The organism is Cetobacterium sp. ZOR0034, assembly GCF_000799075.1.
In the GTDB taxonomy this organism is placed as follows: Bacteria; Fusobacteriota; Fusobacteriia; order Fusobacteriales; family Fusobacteriaceae; genus Cetobacterium_A.
In genome coordinates, this window is sequence record NZ_JTLI01000001.1 from 1 (window position 1) to 14053 (window position 14053).

A 14053-nucleotide genomic window follows, 5' to 3' on the forward strand; every position below is an offset into this window, starting at 1 on the left:
GATTCGCGATAAGAGAAGGAGGAAGAACGGTAGCTTCTGGAGTTGTTGCAGAAATTACTAAGTAATCTTACTTAAATCAAGAATTAAAAACTAAGTGAAATTTAGTTCATATAAAGGGGGACTTAGTCCCCTTTTATAATCCTAAAAAAGCTAAGTAAAAAAACTTTTAAATAAAAGCAAAAAACATTTGCTTTTTGTAAAAAATGTGATATAATTACCAGAGTGTACAAAAGAATTATTTAATTCTTTTAATCGAAACTTTTAAGGAGGTGCGAAAAGTAAAATGGCTTCTAACAAGTTAAGAATTTACTTAAAAGCTTATGATCACACTTTATTAGATCAATCAGCTAAAAAGATAGTAGAAGTAGCAAAGAAATCTGGAGCAGAAATTGCAGGACCTATGCCACTACCTACAAAAATAAAAAAATATACTGTACTTAGATCAGTACACGTAAACAAAGACTCGAGAGAGCAATTCGAGATGAGAGTGCACAGAAGAATGGTAGAGATTAAAAACTCTAACCCTAAGACAATTGCTTCTTTAACAGCAGTTAACTTACCAGCTGGTGTTGGAATCGAAATAAAGCAAGCGTAATAGTTTGTTGAAAAGGTTCTGATGAAAAAAGCAGACAGCTGATTTTCGGGTAATTTGATGCTAAGAATTAAATTATCCTTACAGAATAATACAAGTTGGCGTTTTTTTTAAAGAAAAGTGGTGGAACCACGAGGGCAAGTTGTCAACCAATATATTATTTGATGGAGGTAAAACACATGTCAGGAATTTTAGCAAAAAAAATTGGAATGACTCAAATTTTCGAAGATGGAAAATTTATTCCAGTTACTGTTGTTGAAGCTGGACCTAACTTTGTTCTTCAAAAGAAGACTGCAGAGAACGACGGATACACAGCTTTACAATTAGGATTTGACGAAAAAAGAGAAAAAAATACTACAAAGCCATTAATGGGAATTTTTAACAAAGCTGGTGTAAAGCCGTTAAGATTTGTTAAAGAGTTAAAAGTTGATTCAGTAGAAGGAATCGAACTTGGACAAGAGATCAAAGTGGATACTTTAGCAGAAGTTGCTTTCGTAGACATTACTGGTACTTCAAAAGGTAAAGGGACTTCAGGGGTTATGAAGAGACATAACTTCAGTGGAAACAGAGCTTCACACGGGGTTTCAAGAAACCACAGACTTGGAGGATCAATAGGAATGTCGTCTTGGCCTGGAAAAGTTCTTAAGAACAAAAAAATGGCTGGACAATACGGAAATGCAACTGTAACAGTTCAAAACTTAAAAATTGTTAAAGTTGACGCAGAAAACAACTTACTACTAATTAAAGGTGCAGTACCTGGTCCAAAGAACGGATATATCGTTGTTAAACCGGCTGTAAAGAAATAATTAGTTAGTAGATGAGGAAGGAGGAAAATAATGGCAGTTTTAAACATATATGACTTAGCAGGTAACCAAACTGGTACTGTAGAAGTTAAAGATTCTGTATTTGGAATCGAGCCTAATCAAGCAGTATTACATGAAGTATTAACTGCAGAGTTAGCAGCTGCTAGACAAGGAACTGCAGCTACTAAAACTAGAGCTATGGTTAAAGGTGGAGGAAGAAAGCCTTTCAAACAAAAAGGAACTGGAAGAGCTAGACAAGGTTCTATCAGAGCTCCACACATGGTAGGTGGAGGAGTTACTTTCGGACCACAACCAAGATCATACGAGAAAAAAGTAAACAAAAAAGTAAGAAACCTTGCTTTAAGATCAGCACTTTCTGCGAAAGTTGCAGCTGGAGAAATCTTAGTTCTTGATGGAACTATCGAAGCTCCAAAAACAAAAACAATAATCGCTTTAACTAACGCTTTAACAGCTAACACAAAGCAATTATTCGTTGTAAATGACCTTGCTACAGAAGCTGATTACAACTTATACTTATCAGCTAGAAACTTAGAGAACGCAGTAGTTCTTCAACCAAATGAGATTGGAGTTTACTGGTTATTAAAGCAAGAGAAAGTTATCGTAACTAAGGAAGCGTTAACGACAATCGAGGAGGTGCTTGCATAATGACTGCTTACGATATCGTAAAGAAGCCTGTAATCACTGAAAAAACTGAGATTTTAAGAAGAGATTACAACAAGTACACATTTGAGGTAAGTCCAAAAGCAAATAAAGTTGAGATCAGAAAAGCTATCGAAACTATATTTAACGTAAAAGTTGAATCTGTAGCTACAATCAATGTAAAGCCAGTTACTAAAAGACATGGAATGAAACTTTACAAGACTCAAGCTAAGAAAAAAGCTATTGTTAAATTAGCTGCTGGAAACACAATAACTTACTTCGCAGAAGTATAATTGAAAAATAATTAGAAGTTTAGTTCTTTATAATAATAAAATAAGGATAAAGCTAAAGATAATTATAGGTCAGGAAATTTTGGAGGTTAACAAAGATGGCAATTAGAAAGTTAAATGCTATAACTAATGGTACTAGACATATGTCTAGATTAGTTAACGAAGATTTAGATAAAGTTAGACCTGAAAAGTCTTTAACTACTCCATTAAAATCTGCTTATGGTAGAGATAACTATGGACACAGAACTTGTAGAAATAGAGACAAGGGACACAAAAGACTTTACAGAATCATCGACTTTAAAAGAAATAAATTAGATGTACCTGCAAAGGTAGTATCACTTGAGTACGATCCAAATAGAACGGCAAACATCGCTCTATTATCGTACGCAGATGGAGAAAAGAGATATATTCTTGCTCCAAAGGGACTTAAGAAAGGTGATATCGTAATGGCTGGTTCAAATGCTGAAATAAAGCCAGGAAATGCTCTTAAATTAAAAGAGATGCCTGTTGGATCACAGATACACAACGTTGAGTTACAAAGAGGAAAGGGTGGACAATTAGTTAGATCTGCAGGAACTGCAGCAAGACTAGTTGCAAAAGAAGGAACTTACTGTCACGTTCAGTTACCATCAGGTGAATTAAGATTAGTTCACGGAGAATGTATGGCAACTATCGGTGAAGTAGGAAACTCTGAGCACAGCCTAGTTTCACTAGGTAAAGCTGGAAGAAACAGACACAAAGGAAGAAGACCTCACGTTAGAGGATCTGTAATGAACCCTTGTGATCACCCACACGGTGGAGGAGAAGGTAAAGCTCCAGTAGGAAGAAAATCTCCAATGACTCCTTGGGGTAAACCAGCTCATGGTGTTAAGACAAGAGGAAGAAAAACTTCTGACAAGTTTATCGTAAGAAGAAGAAACGAAAAGTAATTTTCGAGAGGAGGCTAATAGGTAATGGCTAGATCATTAAAAAAAGGACCTTTTTGTGACCACCACTTAATGAAGAAAGTTGACGAAGCAGTTGCTACTGAAAATATAAAAGCGGTAATAAAAACTTGGTCAAGAAGATCAACTATATTCCCTAACTTTATAGGATTAACTTTCGGTGTTTACAATGGAAAGAAACATATACCAGTTCATGTAACAGAGCAAATGGTTGGACATAAACTAGGTGAGTTCGCACCAACTAGAACATACTATGGTCACGGTGTAGACAAAAAGAAAAAGAAAAAATAATCGATTTTAATAGAATAAATTGATAGTAGAAAAAGGAGGTTGGACTAGTGGAAGCTAGAGCAATAACTAGATTCGTAAGATTATCTCCAAGAAAAGCTAGACTTGTAGCAGACTTAGTGAGAGGAAAATCAGCATTAGAAGCTTTAGATACGTTAGAATTTACTAACAAAAAAGCAGCTAGATTTATAAAGAAAACACTAGCATCAGCAATTGCTAATGCAACTAACAACTTCAATATGGACGAAGAAAAGTTAGTAGTATCAACTATAATGATAAATGACGGACCAGCTCTAAAAAGAATCATGCCTAGAGCAATGGGAAGAGCAGATATAATAAGAAAACCAACAGCACACATTGTTGTGGCAGTGTCTGAAAAGTAGTAAGGAGGTAAGACTGTGGGACAAAAAGTAGACCCTAGAGGACTGAGACTTGGAATAACAAGAACTTGGGATTCTATCTGGTATGCAGATAAAAAAGAATACGCAAAGTTCTTCCATGAAGATACAAAGATCAGAGAAATGATCAAAAAGAACTACTTCCACGCGGGAATTTCGAAGGTAAAAATCGAGAGAACTTCTCCATCACACGTTGTAGTTTTAATACACACAGCTAAAGCTGGTATAATCATCGGAAGAAAAGGTTCTGAAATAGAATCTTTAAGAGCTAAACTTGAGACATTAACTGGAAGAAAAGTTACAGTTAAAGTTCAAGAAGTTAAAGAATTTAACAAAGATGCAACTTTAGTTGCTGAAAACATCGCTACATCTATCGAGAAAAGGGTAGCATATAAGAGAGCAGTAAGCCAAGCTGTTATGAGAGCAATGAAGTCTGGAGCAAAAGGAATCAAAGTTATGGTTTCTGGAAGATTAAATGGTGCTGAGATCGCAAGATCTGAGTGGGTAGTAGAAGGTAAAGTACCTCTACATACACTAAGAGCAGATATCGACTACGCTACAGCTACAGCTCATACAACTTATGGAGCTCTTGGAATCAAGGTTTGGATCTTCCACGGTGAAGTACTTCCAACTAAGAAGGAAGGAGGGGAAGCGTAATCATGTTAATGCCTAAAAGAACGAAACATAGAAAAATGTTTAGAGGAAGAATGAAGGGTACAGCTCAAAGAGGTAACACTGTTGCTTTCGGAGATTACGGATTACAAGCCCTTGAGCCAGCATGGATAACAAACAGACAGATCGAGTCTTGTAGAGTTGGAATCAACAGAACATTCAAAAGAGAAGGTAAGACTTTCATAAGAATATTCCCTGATAAGCCAATCACTGCTAGACCAGCTGGAGTGAGAATGGGTAAAGGTAAAGGAAACGTAGAAGGTTGGGTAGCAGTAGTTAAACCTGGAAGAATAATGTTCGAGGTATCTGGTGTTACTGAAGAGAAAGCTATAGCAGCTTTAAGAAAAGCTTCTATGAAACTTCCTATCAGATGTAAGATTGTAAAAAGAGAGAATGGTGGTGAGAACTAATGAGAGCTAAGGAAATAAGAGAAATATCTACTGAAGACTTAGTAGTAAAGTGTAAAGAGCTTAAGGAAGAATTATTCAACCTAAAGTTCCAACTTTCATTAGGACAAGTAACTAACACTGCTAAGATAAGAGAAGTAAGAAGAGAGATCGCAAGAATAAACACTATATTAAACGAAAGATAATTAAATCTTTTGTTTACAATATAGATTCTTAAGAAGAGGAGGTCAAAATCTTGAGAAACGAGAGAAAATTAAGAGAAGGAATCGTTGTTTCAGATAAGATGGACAAGACGATAGTTGTTGCTATCGAAACAATGACATTACACCCAATCTATAAAAAGAGAGTTAAGAAGACTATGAAGTTCAAAGCACATGACGAGAACAACGTAGCTCAAACTGGAGATAAAGTAAGAATCATGGAAACTAGACCATTATCTAGAGATAAGAGATGGAGACTAGTTGATATTATAGAGAAAGCTAGATAATAATCCAAATTATTGTTGAGAGGAGGATAATTTAATGGTACAACAACAAACTATCCTTAATGTTGCTGATAACTCGGGAGCTAAAAAACTTATGGTTATAAGAGTTCTTGGAGGATCTAGAAGAAGATTCGGTAGAATCGGTGACATTGTTGTGGCATCAGTTAAGGAAGCAATACCTGGTGGAAACGTTAAAAAAGGAGACGTAGTAAAGGCAGTTATTGTTAGAACTAAAAAAGAATTAAGAAGAGAAGATGGATCATACATTAAGTTTGATGACAACGCAGCTGTTGTTTTAAACAATAACAATGAACCAAAAGCAACAAGAATATTCGGACCAGTTGCAAGAGAATTAAGAGCTAAAGACTTCATGAAGATAGTATCACTAGCTCCAGAAGTAATATAATTGAGAGAGGAGGCTAATTGTCGTGGCTAAACCTAAGATTAAATTTGTACCAGATTCATTACATGTAAAAACTGGAGATACAGTTTTCGTAATATCTGGAAAAGATAAAGGTAAAACAGGTAAGGTAGTAAAAGTGTTCCCTAAAAAAGGAAAAATCGTTGTTGAGAACATCAACATGGTTACAAAGCACATGAAACCTTCACAAATAAACCCACAAGGTGGAGTTGTAACTAAACCAGCTCCAATGTTCTCTTCAAAAGTAATGTTATTTGATGAGAAAGCTGGTAAACCAACTAGAGTTGGATACAAGTTTGTGGACGGTAAAAAAGTAAGATACTCTAAAGTATCTGGAGAAACTTTATAAGAGAGGAGGAGAACGTAAGTGTCTAAATACGTTTCTAGATATCACAAGTTATATAACGATACAATAGTTGCTAACTTAATGAAAGAGTTAGGATTATCAAACGTTATGGAATGTCCAAAATTAGACAGAATCGTTGTTAACATGGGAGTAGGAGAGGCAACTCAAAACTCTAAGTTAATCGATGCTGCAATGGCTGATTTAGCAATAATCACAGGACAAAAACCAGTTGTAAGAAAAGCAAAAAAATCAGAAGCTGGATTTAAGTTAAGAGAAGGAATGCCAATCGGTGCAAAAGTTACTTTAAGAAAAGAGAGAATGTACGATTTTCTAGATAGATTAGTAAATGTAGTTCTTCCAAGAGTAAGAGACTTCGAAGGAGTTCCAGCGGATTCATTCGACGGAAGAGGAAACTACTCTTTAGGATTAAGAGATCAATTAGTTTTCCCTGAGATCGAGTTTGATAAAGTTGACAAGCTTTTAGGAATGTCTATCACTATAGTATCTTCAGCTAAAACAGATGAAGAAGGAAGAGCTTTACTTAAGGCATTCGGAATGCCTTTCAAAAAGTAAATAGTGAGGAGGTTAAGAATAAATGGCTAAAAAGTCAATGATCGCTAGAGAAGCAAAAAGAACAACTTTATGCGATAAATATGCTGAAAAAAGAGCTGAACTGAAGAAGAGAATCAACGAGGGAGATATGGAAGCTATGTTTGAGCTAAACAAATTACCTAAGAACTCTTCAGAAGTTAGAAAGAAAAATAGATGTCAATTAGATGGAAGACCAAGAGGATTCATGAGAGAATTCGGAATTTCGAGAGTTAAGTTCAGACAATTAGCAGGTGCTGGACTTATTCCAGGTGTAAAGAAATCATCTTGGTAATTGATGAAAGGAGGATTTAATAGATGTTTTTAACAGATCCAATTGCAGATATGTTAACAAGAGTTAGAAATGCAAATGCTGTAATGCACGAGAAAACAGATGTTCCTCACTCTAACATGAAAGAGAAAATCGCTGAGATTTTAAAAGAAGAGGGATATATTTCTAACTACAAAATTGTAACAGATGGAAATAAAAAGAATATAAGAGTATACTTAAAGTATGACGGAAAAGAAAGAGTAATCAAAGGAATCAAGAGAATATCTAAGCCAGGAAGAAGAGTTTATTCTTCTGTAGAAGATATGCCAAGAGTATTATCAGGTTTAGGAATTGCTATCGTTTCAACTTCTAGAGGAATCGTAACAGATAGAGTTGCTAGAAGAGAAAACGTTGGTGGAGAAATTCTTGCATTCGTTTGGTAATAACTAGGAGGTAGCCATATGTCAAGAGTAGGTAAAAAGATCATAGTGGTACCTGCTGGGGTAGAAGTTACAGTAGCTGCAGGAAATGTAGTTACTGTAAAAGGACCTAAAGGTACTTTAACTAAGAATTTTAACGAAGAGTTAACAATAAACGTAGAGAACAACGAAATTACAGTTGCTAGACCAAATGACTTACCAGCTGTAAGAGCTATACATGGAACTACAAGAGCTCTATTAAACAACATGGTTGTTGGAGTTTCTGAAGGGTTCAAGAAAACTCTTACTTTAGTAGGGGTTGGATACAGAGCTACTGAGAAAAATGCTGGATTAGAGATGGCTTTAGGTTACTCTCACCCAGTTGTAATCGATGCTGTTGAAGGAATCAAAATGACAGTTGAGAAAAATACAACTATCCACATTGAAGGTATAGAGAAAGATGTAGTAGGACAAGTTGCTGCTGACATCAGATCTAAGAGAGCTCCAGAGCCTTACAAAGGTAAAGGGGTTAAGTATTCTGACGAAGTAATCAGAAGAAAAGAAGGTAAGAAATCATAATACTAACTAAATATAGTTAGTATGCTGAGAATAAGGAGGTTAAAACGTTGTTTAAGAAAGTTAATAGAGACGCTATTAGAAGAAGAAAGCACTTATCTATCAGAAACAAAATTTCTGGTACAGCAGAGAGACCAAGACTTTCTATATATAGATCAAACAACAACATCTTTGCTCAATTAGTTGATGACGTAAATGGAGTAACTTTAGTTTCTGCATCTACAATAGCTAAAGAGATCAAAGGAGATGTAAAACACGGTGGAAACATCGAGTCTGCTAAGCTTGTTGGAAAGCTAATAGCTGAAAGAGCTGTAGCAAAAAATATATCTGTTATCGTATTTGACAGATCTGGTTATAAATACACAGGAAGAGTAGCTGCCCTTGCAGAGGCTGCAAGAGAAGCAGGACTTAAATTCTAATTCTTGTAGAGAGGAGGACTTCACTTGTCTAAGTTAGTTAAAGAAGAAAAACAATTTCAAGAGAAATTATTAAAGATTTCTAGAGTTTCTAAGACAACTAAAGGAGGAAGAACAATATCTTTCTCAGTTTTAGCTGCTGTAGGAGACGCTGAAGGAAACGTAGGAATGGGATTAGGAAAAGCGAATGGTGTACCTGATGCAATCAGAAAAGCAATCGCTGCTGCTAAGAAAAACATGGTAAAGGTTTCGTTAAAAGGAACTACTATTCCTCATGAAATCGTTGGTAAGTGGGGAGCAACATCAATTTGGATGGCACCAGCTTATGAAGGTACTGGAGTTATCGCAGGATCATCTTGTAGAGAGATTCTTGAGTTAGCAGGAGTACACAACATCCTTACAAAAATAAAAGGATCAAGAAACAAGCACAACGTTGCAAGAGCTACAATCGAAGGATTAGCAGCATTAAGAACTGCTGAAGAAGTTGCAGCTTTAAGAGGAAAAGAAGTAAAGGAAATCTTAAGCTAGGAGGTAAAAAAAGATGGCAAAGCTTAGAATAGAGCTTGTAAAAAGCATAATCGGAAGAAAGCCTAACCATATAGCTACTGCAAAGTCGCTAGGGCTTAAGAAGATGAATGATGTTAGAGAGCATAACGTGACTCCAGAATTAATGGGGAAAATCGCTCTAATTTCTTACCTAATAAAAGTAGAGGAGGTGCAATAATCAATGAAATTAAATGAATTAAAGCCTTCTGTACCAAGAAAAGCTAGAAAAAGAATCGGAAGAGGAGAGTCTTCAGGTTTAGGAAAAACTGCTGGAAAAGGAAGCAATGGTCAAAACTCTAGAGCTGGAGGAGGGGTAAAACCTTACTTCGAGGGTGGACAAATGCCTTTATATAGAAGAACTCCAAAGAGAGGATTCTCTAACGCTATATTCAGAAAAGATTATGCAGTAATAAACTTATGTGATTTAAATAGATTCGAAGAGGGAACTGAAGTAACTCCTGAGCTATTAGTAGCAGCTGGAATTATCAAGAAAACTCTTGCAGGAATCAAAGTTTTAGGAAACGGAGAGCTAGAAAAGAAAGTTTCTGTAAAAGCTCATAAAGTTTCTGCTTCTGCAAAAGCAGCTATCGAAGCAAAAGGTGGATCTGTAGAAATTATAGAAGTAAAAACTTTTGCTGATGTAGCAAAAAATAACAAGTAATAAGAACTAGTTATTTCAATGTGAGGTGAAGAATTTTGGGTTTAATTGAAAAGTTTGAAACGAAGCTTAGAGGTATATTTAAAATTCCGGAACTGAGAGAGAGAATCATCTTCACCTTATTAATGTTCCTAGTAGCTAGGGTAGGGACATATATCCCTGCTCCTGGTGTGGACATTGATCGTTTGGCTCAAATGACTGCGCAGAGTGATTTACTAGGATATATTAATATGTTCTCAGGTGGGGCATTCCAAAGAGTATCTATATTTGCATTGGGAATTGTACCATATATCAATTCATCAATTGTATTTAGCTTACTTGCTGTAATTATTCCTAAAATTGAAGAGATTCAAAAAGAGGGAGAATCAGGAAGAAACAAGATTACTCAATGGACAAGATATCTGACAATTGTAATAGCTATAGTCCAAGGAATTGGAGTATGCACTTGGTTACAATCAGTAGGATTAGTAACAACACCAGGGTTTACATTTTTCTTATCAACGATAACAACTTTAACGGCAGGAACAATATTTTTAATGTGGGTAGGGGAACAAATATCTATCAAAGGGATAGGTAATGGAGTTTCGCTACTAATCTTTTTAAATGTTATTTCGGGAGCCCCAGGAGCTGTTATTCAAACTATACAAGATATGAGAGGGAGTAAGTTTCTTATTCCTGTTTTGTTATTAGTGGGGGTTGCTGCAGTTTTAACGATTGCAGGAATTGTTGTTTTCCAATTAGGACAAAGAAAAATACCAGTTCACTATGTAGGAAGAGGATTTGCTGGAAATAATGGAATGGGTCAGAACTCATATATCCCATTGAAATTAAATAGTTCAGGTGTTATGCCTGTAATATTTGCTTCAGTGGTTATGATGATACCTTCTTTAGTAGTAAACGTTCTTCCAGGAGAGTTTTCTGGAAAAGTAGTACTTGCTAGAATATTTAGTGACCAGCATCCTGTATATTTAATACTATTTGCTGCTGTAATTATATTCTTCTCGTTCTTCTACACTTCTATAGTTTTCGATCCTGAAAAGGTTGCAGAAAATTTAAAGCAAGGTGGAGGTACGATTCCAAGTATTAGACCTGGAGCAGATACAGCTGATTATCTTGAAGGAGTTGTAACTAGAATAACTTGGGGTGGAGCTATTTTCTTAGCTTTAATCGCAATTGCACCAATGGTCCTATTTAAGGCTTTTGGACTACCAGTATTCTTTGGTGGAACAGGGATTATAATAGTAGTAGGGGTTGCACTAGATACAGTACAACAGATAGATGCTCATCTTATCATGAAAGAGTATAAAGGATTTTTATAAAATCTAGGCACGGCATAAGTCGTGCCCTTTTTATTTAAAATAAAGGAGATGAAACTAAATGAACATAATGTTATTTGGAGCACCTGGTGCAGGAAAAGGAACTCAAGCAAAATTTATAATTGATAAGTATGGAATTCCTCAAATTTCAACTGGAGATATGCTAAGAGCAGCGATATCAGAAGGAACTGAAATGGGAATGGAAGCTAAAAAATTTATGGATGAAGGTAAATTAGTTCCAGATTCAACAATAATAGGAATAATAAAGGATAGATTATCTCAAGAAGATTGTAAAAAAGGATTTATCTTAGATGGGTTCCCAAGAACTTTAGCTCAAGCAGAAGCTTTAGAGGTACTTTTAAAAGATCTTAACATGAACTTAGACAAAGTTATTTCTTTAAATGTTCCAGACGAATTAATCGTTGGAAGAGTTGTAGGAAGAAAAGTTTGTCCAAGCTGTGGAGCATCTTTCCATGTTGTAAATAACCCTCCAAAAGTAGAGGATAAATGTGATTACTGTGGAGCAGATTTAATAGTAAGAAAAGATGATAACAAAGAGACTGTAGAAAACAGATTATCAGCTTATCACGAGCAAACAGCACCATTATTTAACTTCTATACTGAAAGAGGAGTAATGGTTGAATTAGATGGAACTAAAGAGATCAATGAAATTGCAAAGGAAATCTTTAATATTTTAGGATAATTTTTAGATATCTAGAAAGGAAGAATATGGTTATAATAAAAACTAGAGAAGAGATTGAAAAAATCAAAAAACCATGTCAATTAATTGCTAAATTATATTCAGAGTATTTACCTCAGTTTATAAAACCGGGTATTTCAACATATGAATTAAATAAAATTATTGAAAACTATCTAATCGAGAATGGAGCAGAACTAGCAACTGTAGGAGTTGGTGGACCAATAAATCCTTATCCTGCAGGATCTTGTATCTCTGTAAACGAAGAAGTAGTTCATGGGATTCCAAAAGAAAGTAGAATTCTTCAAGAAGGGGATATTATAAGTGTTGATGTAGTGGCTAGAATGGATGGTTTCTATGGAGATTCAGCAATTACATTCCCTGTAGGAAAGATTGATGACGAGTCACAAAAATTAATCGATGTTACAAAAGAAGCAAGAAGAATTGGAATAGAGCAGGTATTTGCAGGAAACAGATTAGGAGATGTAGGAAATGCAATCCAAAAATATGTTGAAGCAAATGGATTTACTGTAGTAAAAGATTTTGCTGGGCATGGAGTGGGTAAAGCTATGCATGAAGATCCTTGTATACCAAACTACGGAAGAAAAGGTAGAGGTTTAAAAATCGAGGAAGGAATGGTTTTAGCTATAGAACCGATGGTAAATATTGGTACCTACAAAGTGAATATAATCGATGATGGGTGGACAGTAGTGACAAGAGATGGAAAGCGTTCGGCGCACTTCGAGCACACTGTTGCCGTAATAGATGGGAAGCCAGTTATTTTAACGGAATTAGACTAGTAAATACATCAAAAAATAGTTAAAAATTAGCTAGACTTTTTGTAAAATAAATGTTAAAATAATATGAATTTCTGTTCGATAGGAGGTAGTATGTCGAAAAAGGATGTTATCGAATTAGAAGGAACTATATTAGAGGCCCTTCCAAATGCGATGTTTAAAGTAGAATTAGAGAATGGACACACAATTTTAGGGCACATTTCTGGAAAAATGAGAATGAACTACATTAAAATTTTACCAGGAGACAAAGTAACGGTACAAATTTCTCCATATGATTTATCTAGGGGAAGAATAGTATACAGAAAAAAGTAAAGTTATGATCACGAGAGGAGGTAATTAAGTGAAAGTAAGAGTATCAATTAAGCCTATTTGTGACAAATGTAAAGTTATCAAGAGACACGGGAAAATCAGAGTTATCTGTGAAAACCCTAAGCACAAACAAGTACAAGGATAACTTGAAAAGTTTTGCAAACTAGTACTGACATGGGAAGTACTGTAAAGGTATGTTAGGCTGTAGAGCTAGTACTCGAAAGAGGCATACCGAAGAAAGTCTTAGTCAGTTTATATACTGACGGATATATAAAATTTTCGGAAGAGGAGGAAGAATTTTGGCTAGAATCGCAGGAGTAGATATTCCTAGAAACAAAAGAATAGAGATTGCTTTAACTTATGTTTACGGAATTGGAAAACCAACTTCACAAAAAGTATTAACAGAAGCAGGAGTAAACTTTGACACTAGAGTAAAGGATTTAACTGAAGAAGAGTTAAACAAAATCAGAGCCATTGTTGAAACTATCAAGGTAGAGGGAGATCTTAGAAAAGAGATCAGACTTGCAATAAAGAGACTTATGGACATCAGATGTTACAGAGGTTCAAGACACAAGATGAACTTACCAGTAAGAGGACAAAAGTCAAAAACAAATGCAAGAACTAGAAAAGGTCCTAAAAAACCTATAAAGAGATAGTTTTAAGCTAATTATAGTATAGTTAAAAACGGAATTTTATCGTAAGGAGGTAGCTTAAAAAATGGCTAAGAAAAAAGTAGCTAAAATCAAAAAGAAATTGAAAAATATTCCTAACGGAGTAGCTCATATACACTCAACTTTCAACAACACAATAGTAGCAATTACTGATGTGGATGGTAAAGTAGTAAGTTGGAAATCAGGAGGAACTTCTGGTTTCAAAGGAACTAAAAAAGGAACTCCATTCGCGGCTCAAATCGCAGCAGAGCAAGCAGCTCAAATCGCAATGGAAAACGGAATGAAGAAGGTTGAAGTAAAAGTGAAAGGACCTGGATCAGGTAGAGAAGCATGTATCAGATCTCTACAAGCAGCAGGATTAGAAGTTACAAAAATAACTGATGTAACTCCAGTTCCACACAACGGATGTAGACCACCAAAAAGAAGAAGAGTGTAATAACACTTTTTAAGCTCATTATCGTAGTAATTTATTAAAGTGTAAGGA

28 protein-coding genes are annotated in these 14053 nt (G+C 35.3%); all 28 read left to right on the forward strand.

Annotated features, from left to right (window positions below):
- The first annotated feature begins 283 nt into the window (after positions 1-283).
- The 28 genes from rpsJ to rpsK all read left to right on the forward strand — a co-directional run bounded on the left by rpsJ (position 284) and on the right by rpsK (position 14005).
- Positions 284-595: a 30S ribosomal protein S10 gene (gene rpsJ / locus L992_RS00005; protein ID WP_023050803.1), complete on the forward strand. Its 312-nt coding sequence runs from the start codon at positions 284-286 to the stop codon at positions 593-595.
- A 176-nt stretch (positions 596-771) separates the two neighbouring features.
- Positions 772-1398, forward strand: a complete 627-nt coding sequence (rplC, locus tag L992_RS00010) for a 50S ribosomal protein L3 (protein ID WP_047384393.1) — start codon at positions 772-774, stop codon at positions 1396-1398.
- Positions 1399-1428: 30 nt separating this feature from the next.
- A complete protein-coding gene (gene rplD / locus L992_RS00015; RefSeq protein ID WP_023050805.1) occupies positions 1429-2061 on the forward strand; it encodes a 50S ribosomal protein L4 in 633 nt (210 codons plus the stop codon).
- Positions 2061-2348 (forward strand): 50S ribosomal protein L23, encoded by a 288-nt coding sequence (gene rplW / locus L992_RS00020; protein ID WP_023050806.1) that lies wholly within the window; start codon positions 2061-2063, stop codon positions 2346-2348. The genes rplD and rplW overlap by 1 nt, the downstream gene beginning before the upstream one ends.
- A 95-nt stretch (positions 2349-2443) precedes the next feature.
- Positions 2444-3274, forward strand: a complete 831-nt coding sequence (gene rplB / locus L992_RS00025) for a 50S ribosomal protein L2 (protein ID WP_047384395.1) — start codon at positions 2444-2446, stop codon at positions 3272-3274.
- 24 nt (positions 3275-3298) lie between these two features.
- A complete protein-coding gene (gene rpsS, locus L992_RS00030) occupies positions 3299-3580 on the forward strand; it encodes a 30S ribosomal protein S19 (protein WP_047384397.1) in 282 nt (93 codons plus the stop codon).
- A gap of 47 nt (positions 3581-3627) precedes the next feature.
- A complete protein-coding gene (gene rplV / locus L992_RS00035) occupies positions 3628-3960 on the forward strand; it encodes a 50S ribosomal protein L22 (protein ID WP_023050809.1) in 333 nt (110 codons plus the stop codon).
- Between the two features lie 15 nt (positions 3961-3975).
- Positions 3976-4632, forward strand: a complete 657-nt coding sequence (rpsC, locus tag L992_RS00040; protein ID WP_047384400.1) for a 30S ribosomal protein S3 — start codon at positions 3976-3978, stop codon at positions 4630-4632.
- Positions 4633-4634: 2 nt separating this feature from the next.
- The gene (rplP, locus tag L992_RS00045; RefSeq protein WP_023050811.1) at positions 4635-5057 is read left to right on the forward strand and encodes a 50S ribosomal protein L16; all 423 of its coding nucleotides are present in this window, start codon (positions 4635-4637) and stop codon (positions 5055-5057) included.
- On the forward strand, positions 5057-5239 hold the full coding sequence (gene rpmC / locus L992_RS00050; RefSeq protein ID WP_023050812.1) for a 50S ribosomal protein L29: 183 nt from the start codon (positions 5057-5059) through the stop codon (positions 5237-5239). Before rplP ends, rpmC begins: the two co-directional genes overlap by 1 nt.
- A 50-nt stretch (positions 5240-5289) precedes the next feature.
- Positions 5290-5541 carry a 30S ribosomal protein S17 gene (gene rpsQ / locus L992_RS00055; protein ID WP_081982619.1) on the forward strand — a complete coding sequence of 84 codons (252 nt, stop codon included), beginning with the start codon at positions 5290-5292 and terminating at the stop codon, positions 5539-5541.
- Positions 5542-5575: 34 nt separating this feature from the next.
- Complete coding sequence (gene rplN / locus L992_RS00060; protein WP_047384403.1) at positions 5576-5944, forward strand: 50S ribosomal protein L14; 369 nt, start codon at positions 5576-5578, stop codon at positions 5942-5944.
- A 22-nt stretch (positions 5945-5966) separates the two neighbouring features.
- On the forward strand, positions 5967-6308 hold the full coding sequence (gene rplX / locus L992_RS00065; protein WP_047384405.1) for a 50S ribosomal protein L24: 342 nt from the start codon (positions 5967-5969) through the stop codon (positions 6306-6308).
- An 18-nt stretch (positions 6309-6326) separates the two neighbouring features.
- Positions 6327-6878, forward strand: coding sequence for a 50S ribosomal protein L5 (gene rplE / locus L992_RS00070; protein WP_047384408.1), 552 nt, complete (start codon positions 6327-6329; stop codon positions 6876-6878).
- Positions 6879-6900: 22 nt separating this feature from the next.
- On the forward strand, positions 6901-7188 hold the full coding sequence (gene rpsN, locus L992_RS00075) for a 30S ribosomal protein S14 (protein ID WP_047384409.1): 288 nt from the start codon (positions 6901-6903) through the stop codon (positions 7186-7188).
- A gap of 23 nt (positions 7189-7211) precedes the next feature.
- Complete coding sequence (gene rpsH / locus L992_RS00080; protein ID WP_047384412.1) at positions 7212-7607, forward strand: 30S ribosomal protein S8; 396 nt, start codon at positions 7212-7214, stop codon at positions 7605-7607.
- Between the two features lie 18 nt (positions 7608-7625).
- Entirely contained in the window at positions 7626-8162 is a 537-nt protein-coding gene (gene rplF, locus L992_RS00085) for a 50S ribosomal protein L6 (RefSeq protein ID WP_047384414.1), read from the forward strand.
- 47 nt (positions 8163-8209) lie between these two features.
- Positions 8210-8578, forward strand: a complete 369-nt coding sequence (gene rplR, locus L992_RS00090; RefSeq protein ID WP_047384416.1) for a 50S ribosomal protein L18 — start codon at positions 8210-8212, stop codon at positions 8576-8578.
- Positions 8579-8602: 24 nt separating this feature from the next.
- Positions 8603-9103, forward strand: coding sequence for a 30S ribosomal protein S5 (gene rpsE / locus L992_RS00095; protein ID WP_047384418.1), 501 nt, complete (start codon positions 8603-8605; stop codon positions 9101-9103).
- A gap of 13 nt (positions 9104-9116) precedes the next feature.
- Positions 9117-9299 (forward strand): 50S ribosomal protein L30, encoded by a 183-nt coding sequence (rpmD, locus tag L992_RS00100; protein WP_047384421.1) that lies wholly within the window; start codon positions 9117-9119, stop codon positions 9297-9299.
- Between the two features lie 3 nt (positions 9300-9302).
- The gene (gene rplO, locus L992_RS00105; RefSeq protein ID WP_047384423.1) at positions 9303-9782 is read left to right on the forward strand and encodes a 50S ribosomal protein L15; all 480 of its coding nucleotides are present in this window, start codon (positions 9303-9305) and stop codon (positions 9780-9782) included.
- Between the two features lie 35 nt (positions 9783-9817).
- Positions 9818-11098 (forward strand): preprotein translocase subunit SecY, encoded by a 1281-nt coding sequence (gene secY, locus L992_RS00110; RefSeq protein ID WP_047384425.1) that lies wholly within the window; start codon positions 9818-9820, stop codon positions 11096-11098.
- Positions 11099-11156: 58 nt separating this feature from the next.
- Positions 11157-11798, forward strand: coding sequence for an adenylate kinase (locus tag L992_RS00115; protein WP_047384426.1), 642 nt, complete (start codon positions 11157-11159; stop codon positions 11796-11798).
- 26 nt (positions 11799-11824) lie between these two features.
- Positions 11825-12592 (forward strand): type I methionyl aminopeptidase, encoded by a 768-nt coding sequence (map, locus tag L992_RS00120; protein ID WP_047384427.1) that lies wholly within the window; start codon positions 11825-11827, stop codon positions 12590-12592.
- Positions 12593-12682: 90 nt separating this feature from the next.
- Positions 12683-12901 (forward strand): translation initiation factor IF-1, encoded by a 219-nt coding sequence (gene infA / locus L992_RS00125; protein WP_040407300.1) that lies wholly within the window; start codon positions 12683-12685, stop codon positions 12899-12901.
- Positions 12902-12929: 28 nt separating this feature from the next.
- Positions 12930-13043 carry a 50S ribosomal protein L36 gene (gene rpmJ, locus L992_RS00130; RefSeq protein WP_040407302.1) on the forward strand — a complete coding sequence of 38 codons (114 nt, stop codon included), beginning with the start codon at positions 12930-12932 and terminating at the stop codon, positions 13041-13043.
- A 154-nt stretch (positions 13044-13197) separates the two neighbouring features.
- Entirely contained in the window at positions 13198-13554 is a 357-nt protein-coding gene (gene rpsM, locus L992_RS00135) for a 30S ribosomal protein S13 (protein WP_023050828.1), read from the forward strand.
- Between the two features lie 61 nt (positions 13555-13615).
- On the forward strand, positions 13616-14005 hold the full coding sequence (rpsK, locus tag L992_RS00140; protein ID WP_047384429.1) for a 30S ribosomal protein S11: 390 nt from the start codon (positions 13616-13618) through the stop codon (positions 14003-14005).
- Positions 14006-14053 lie beyond the last annotated feature (48 nt).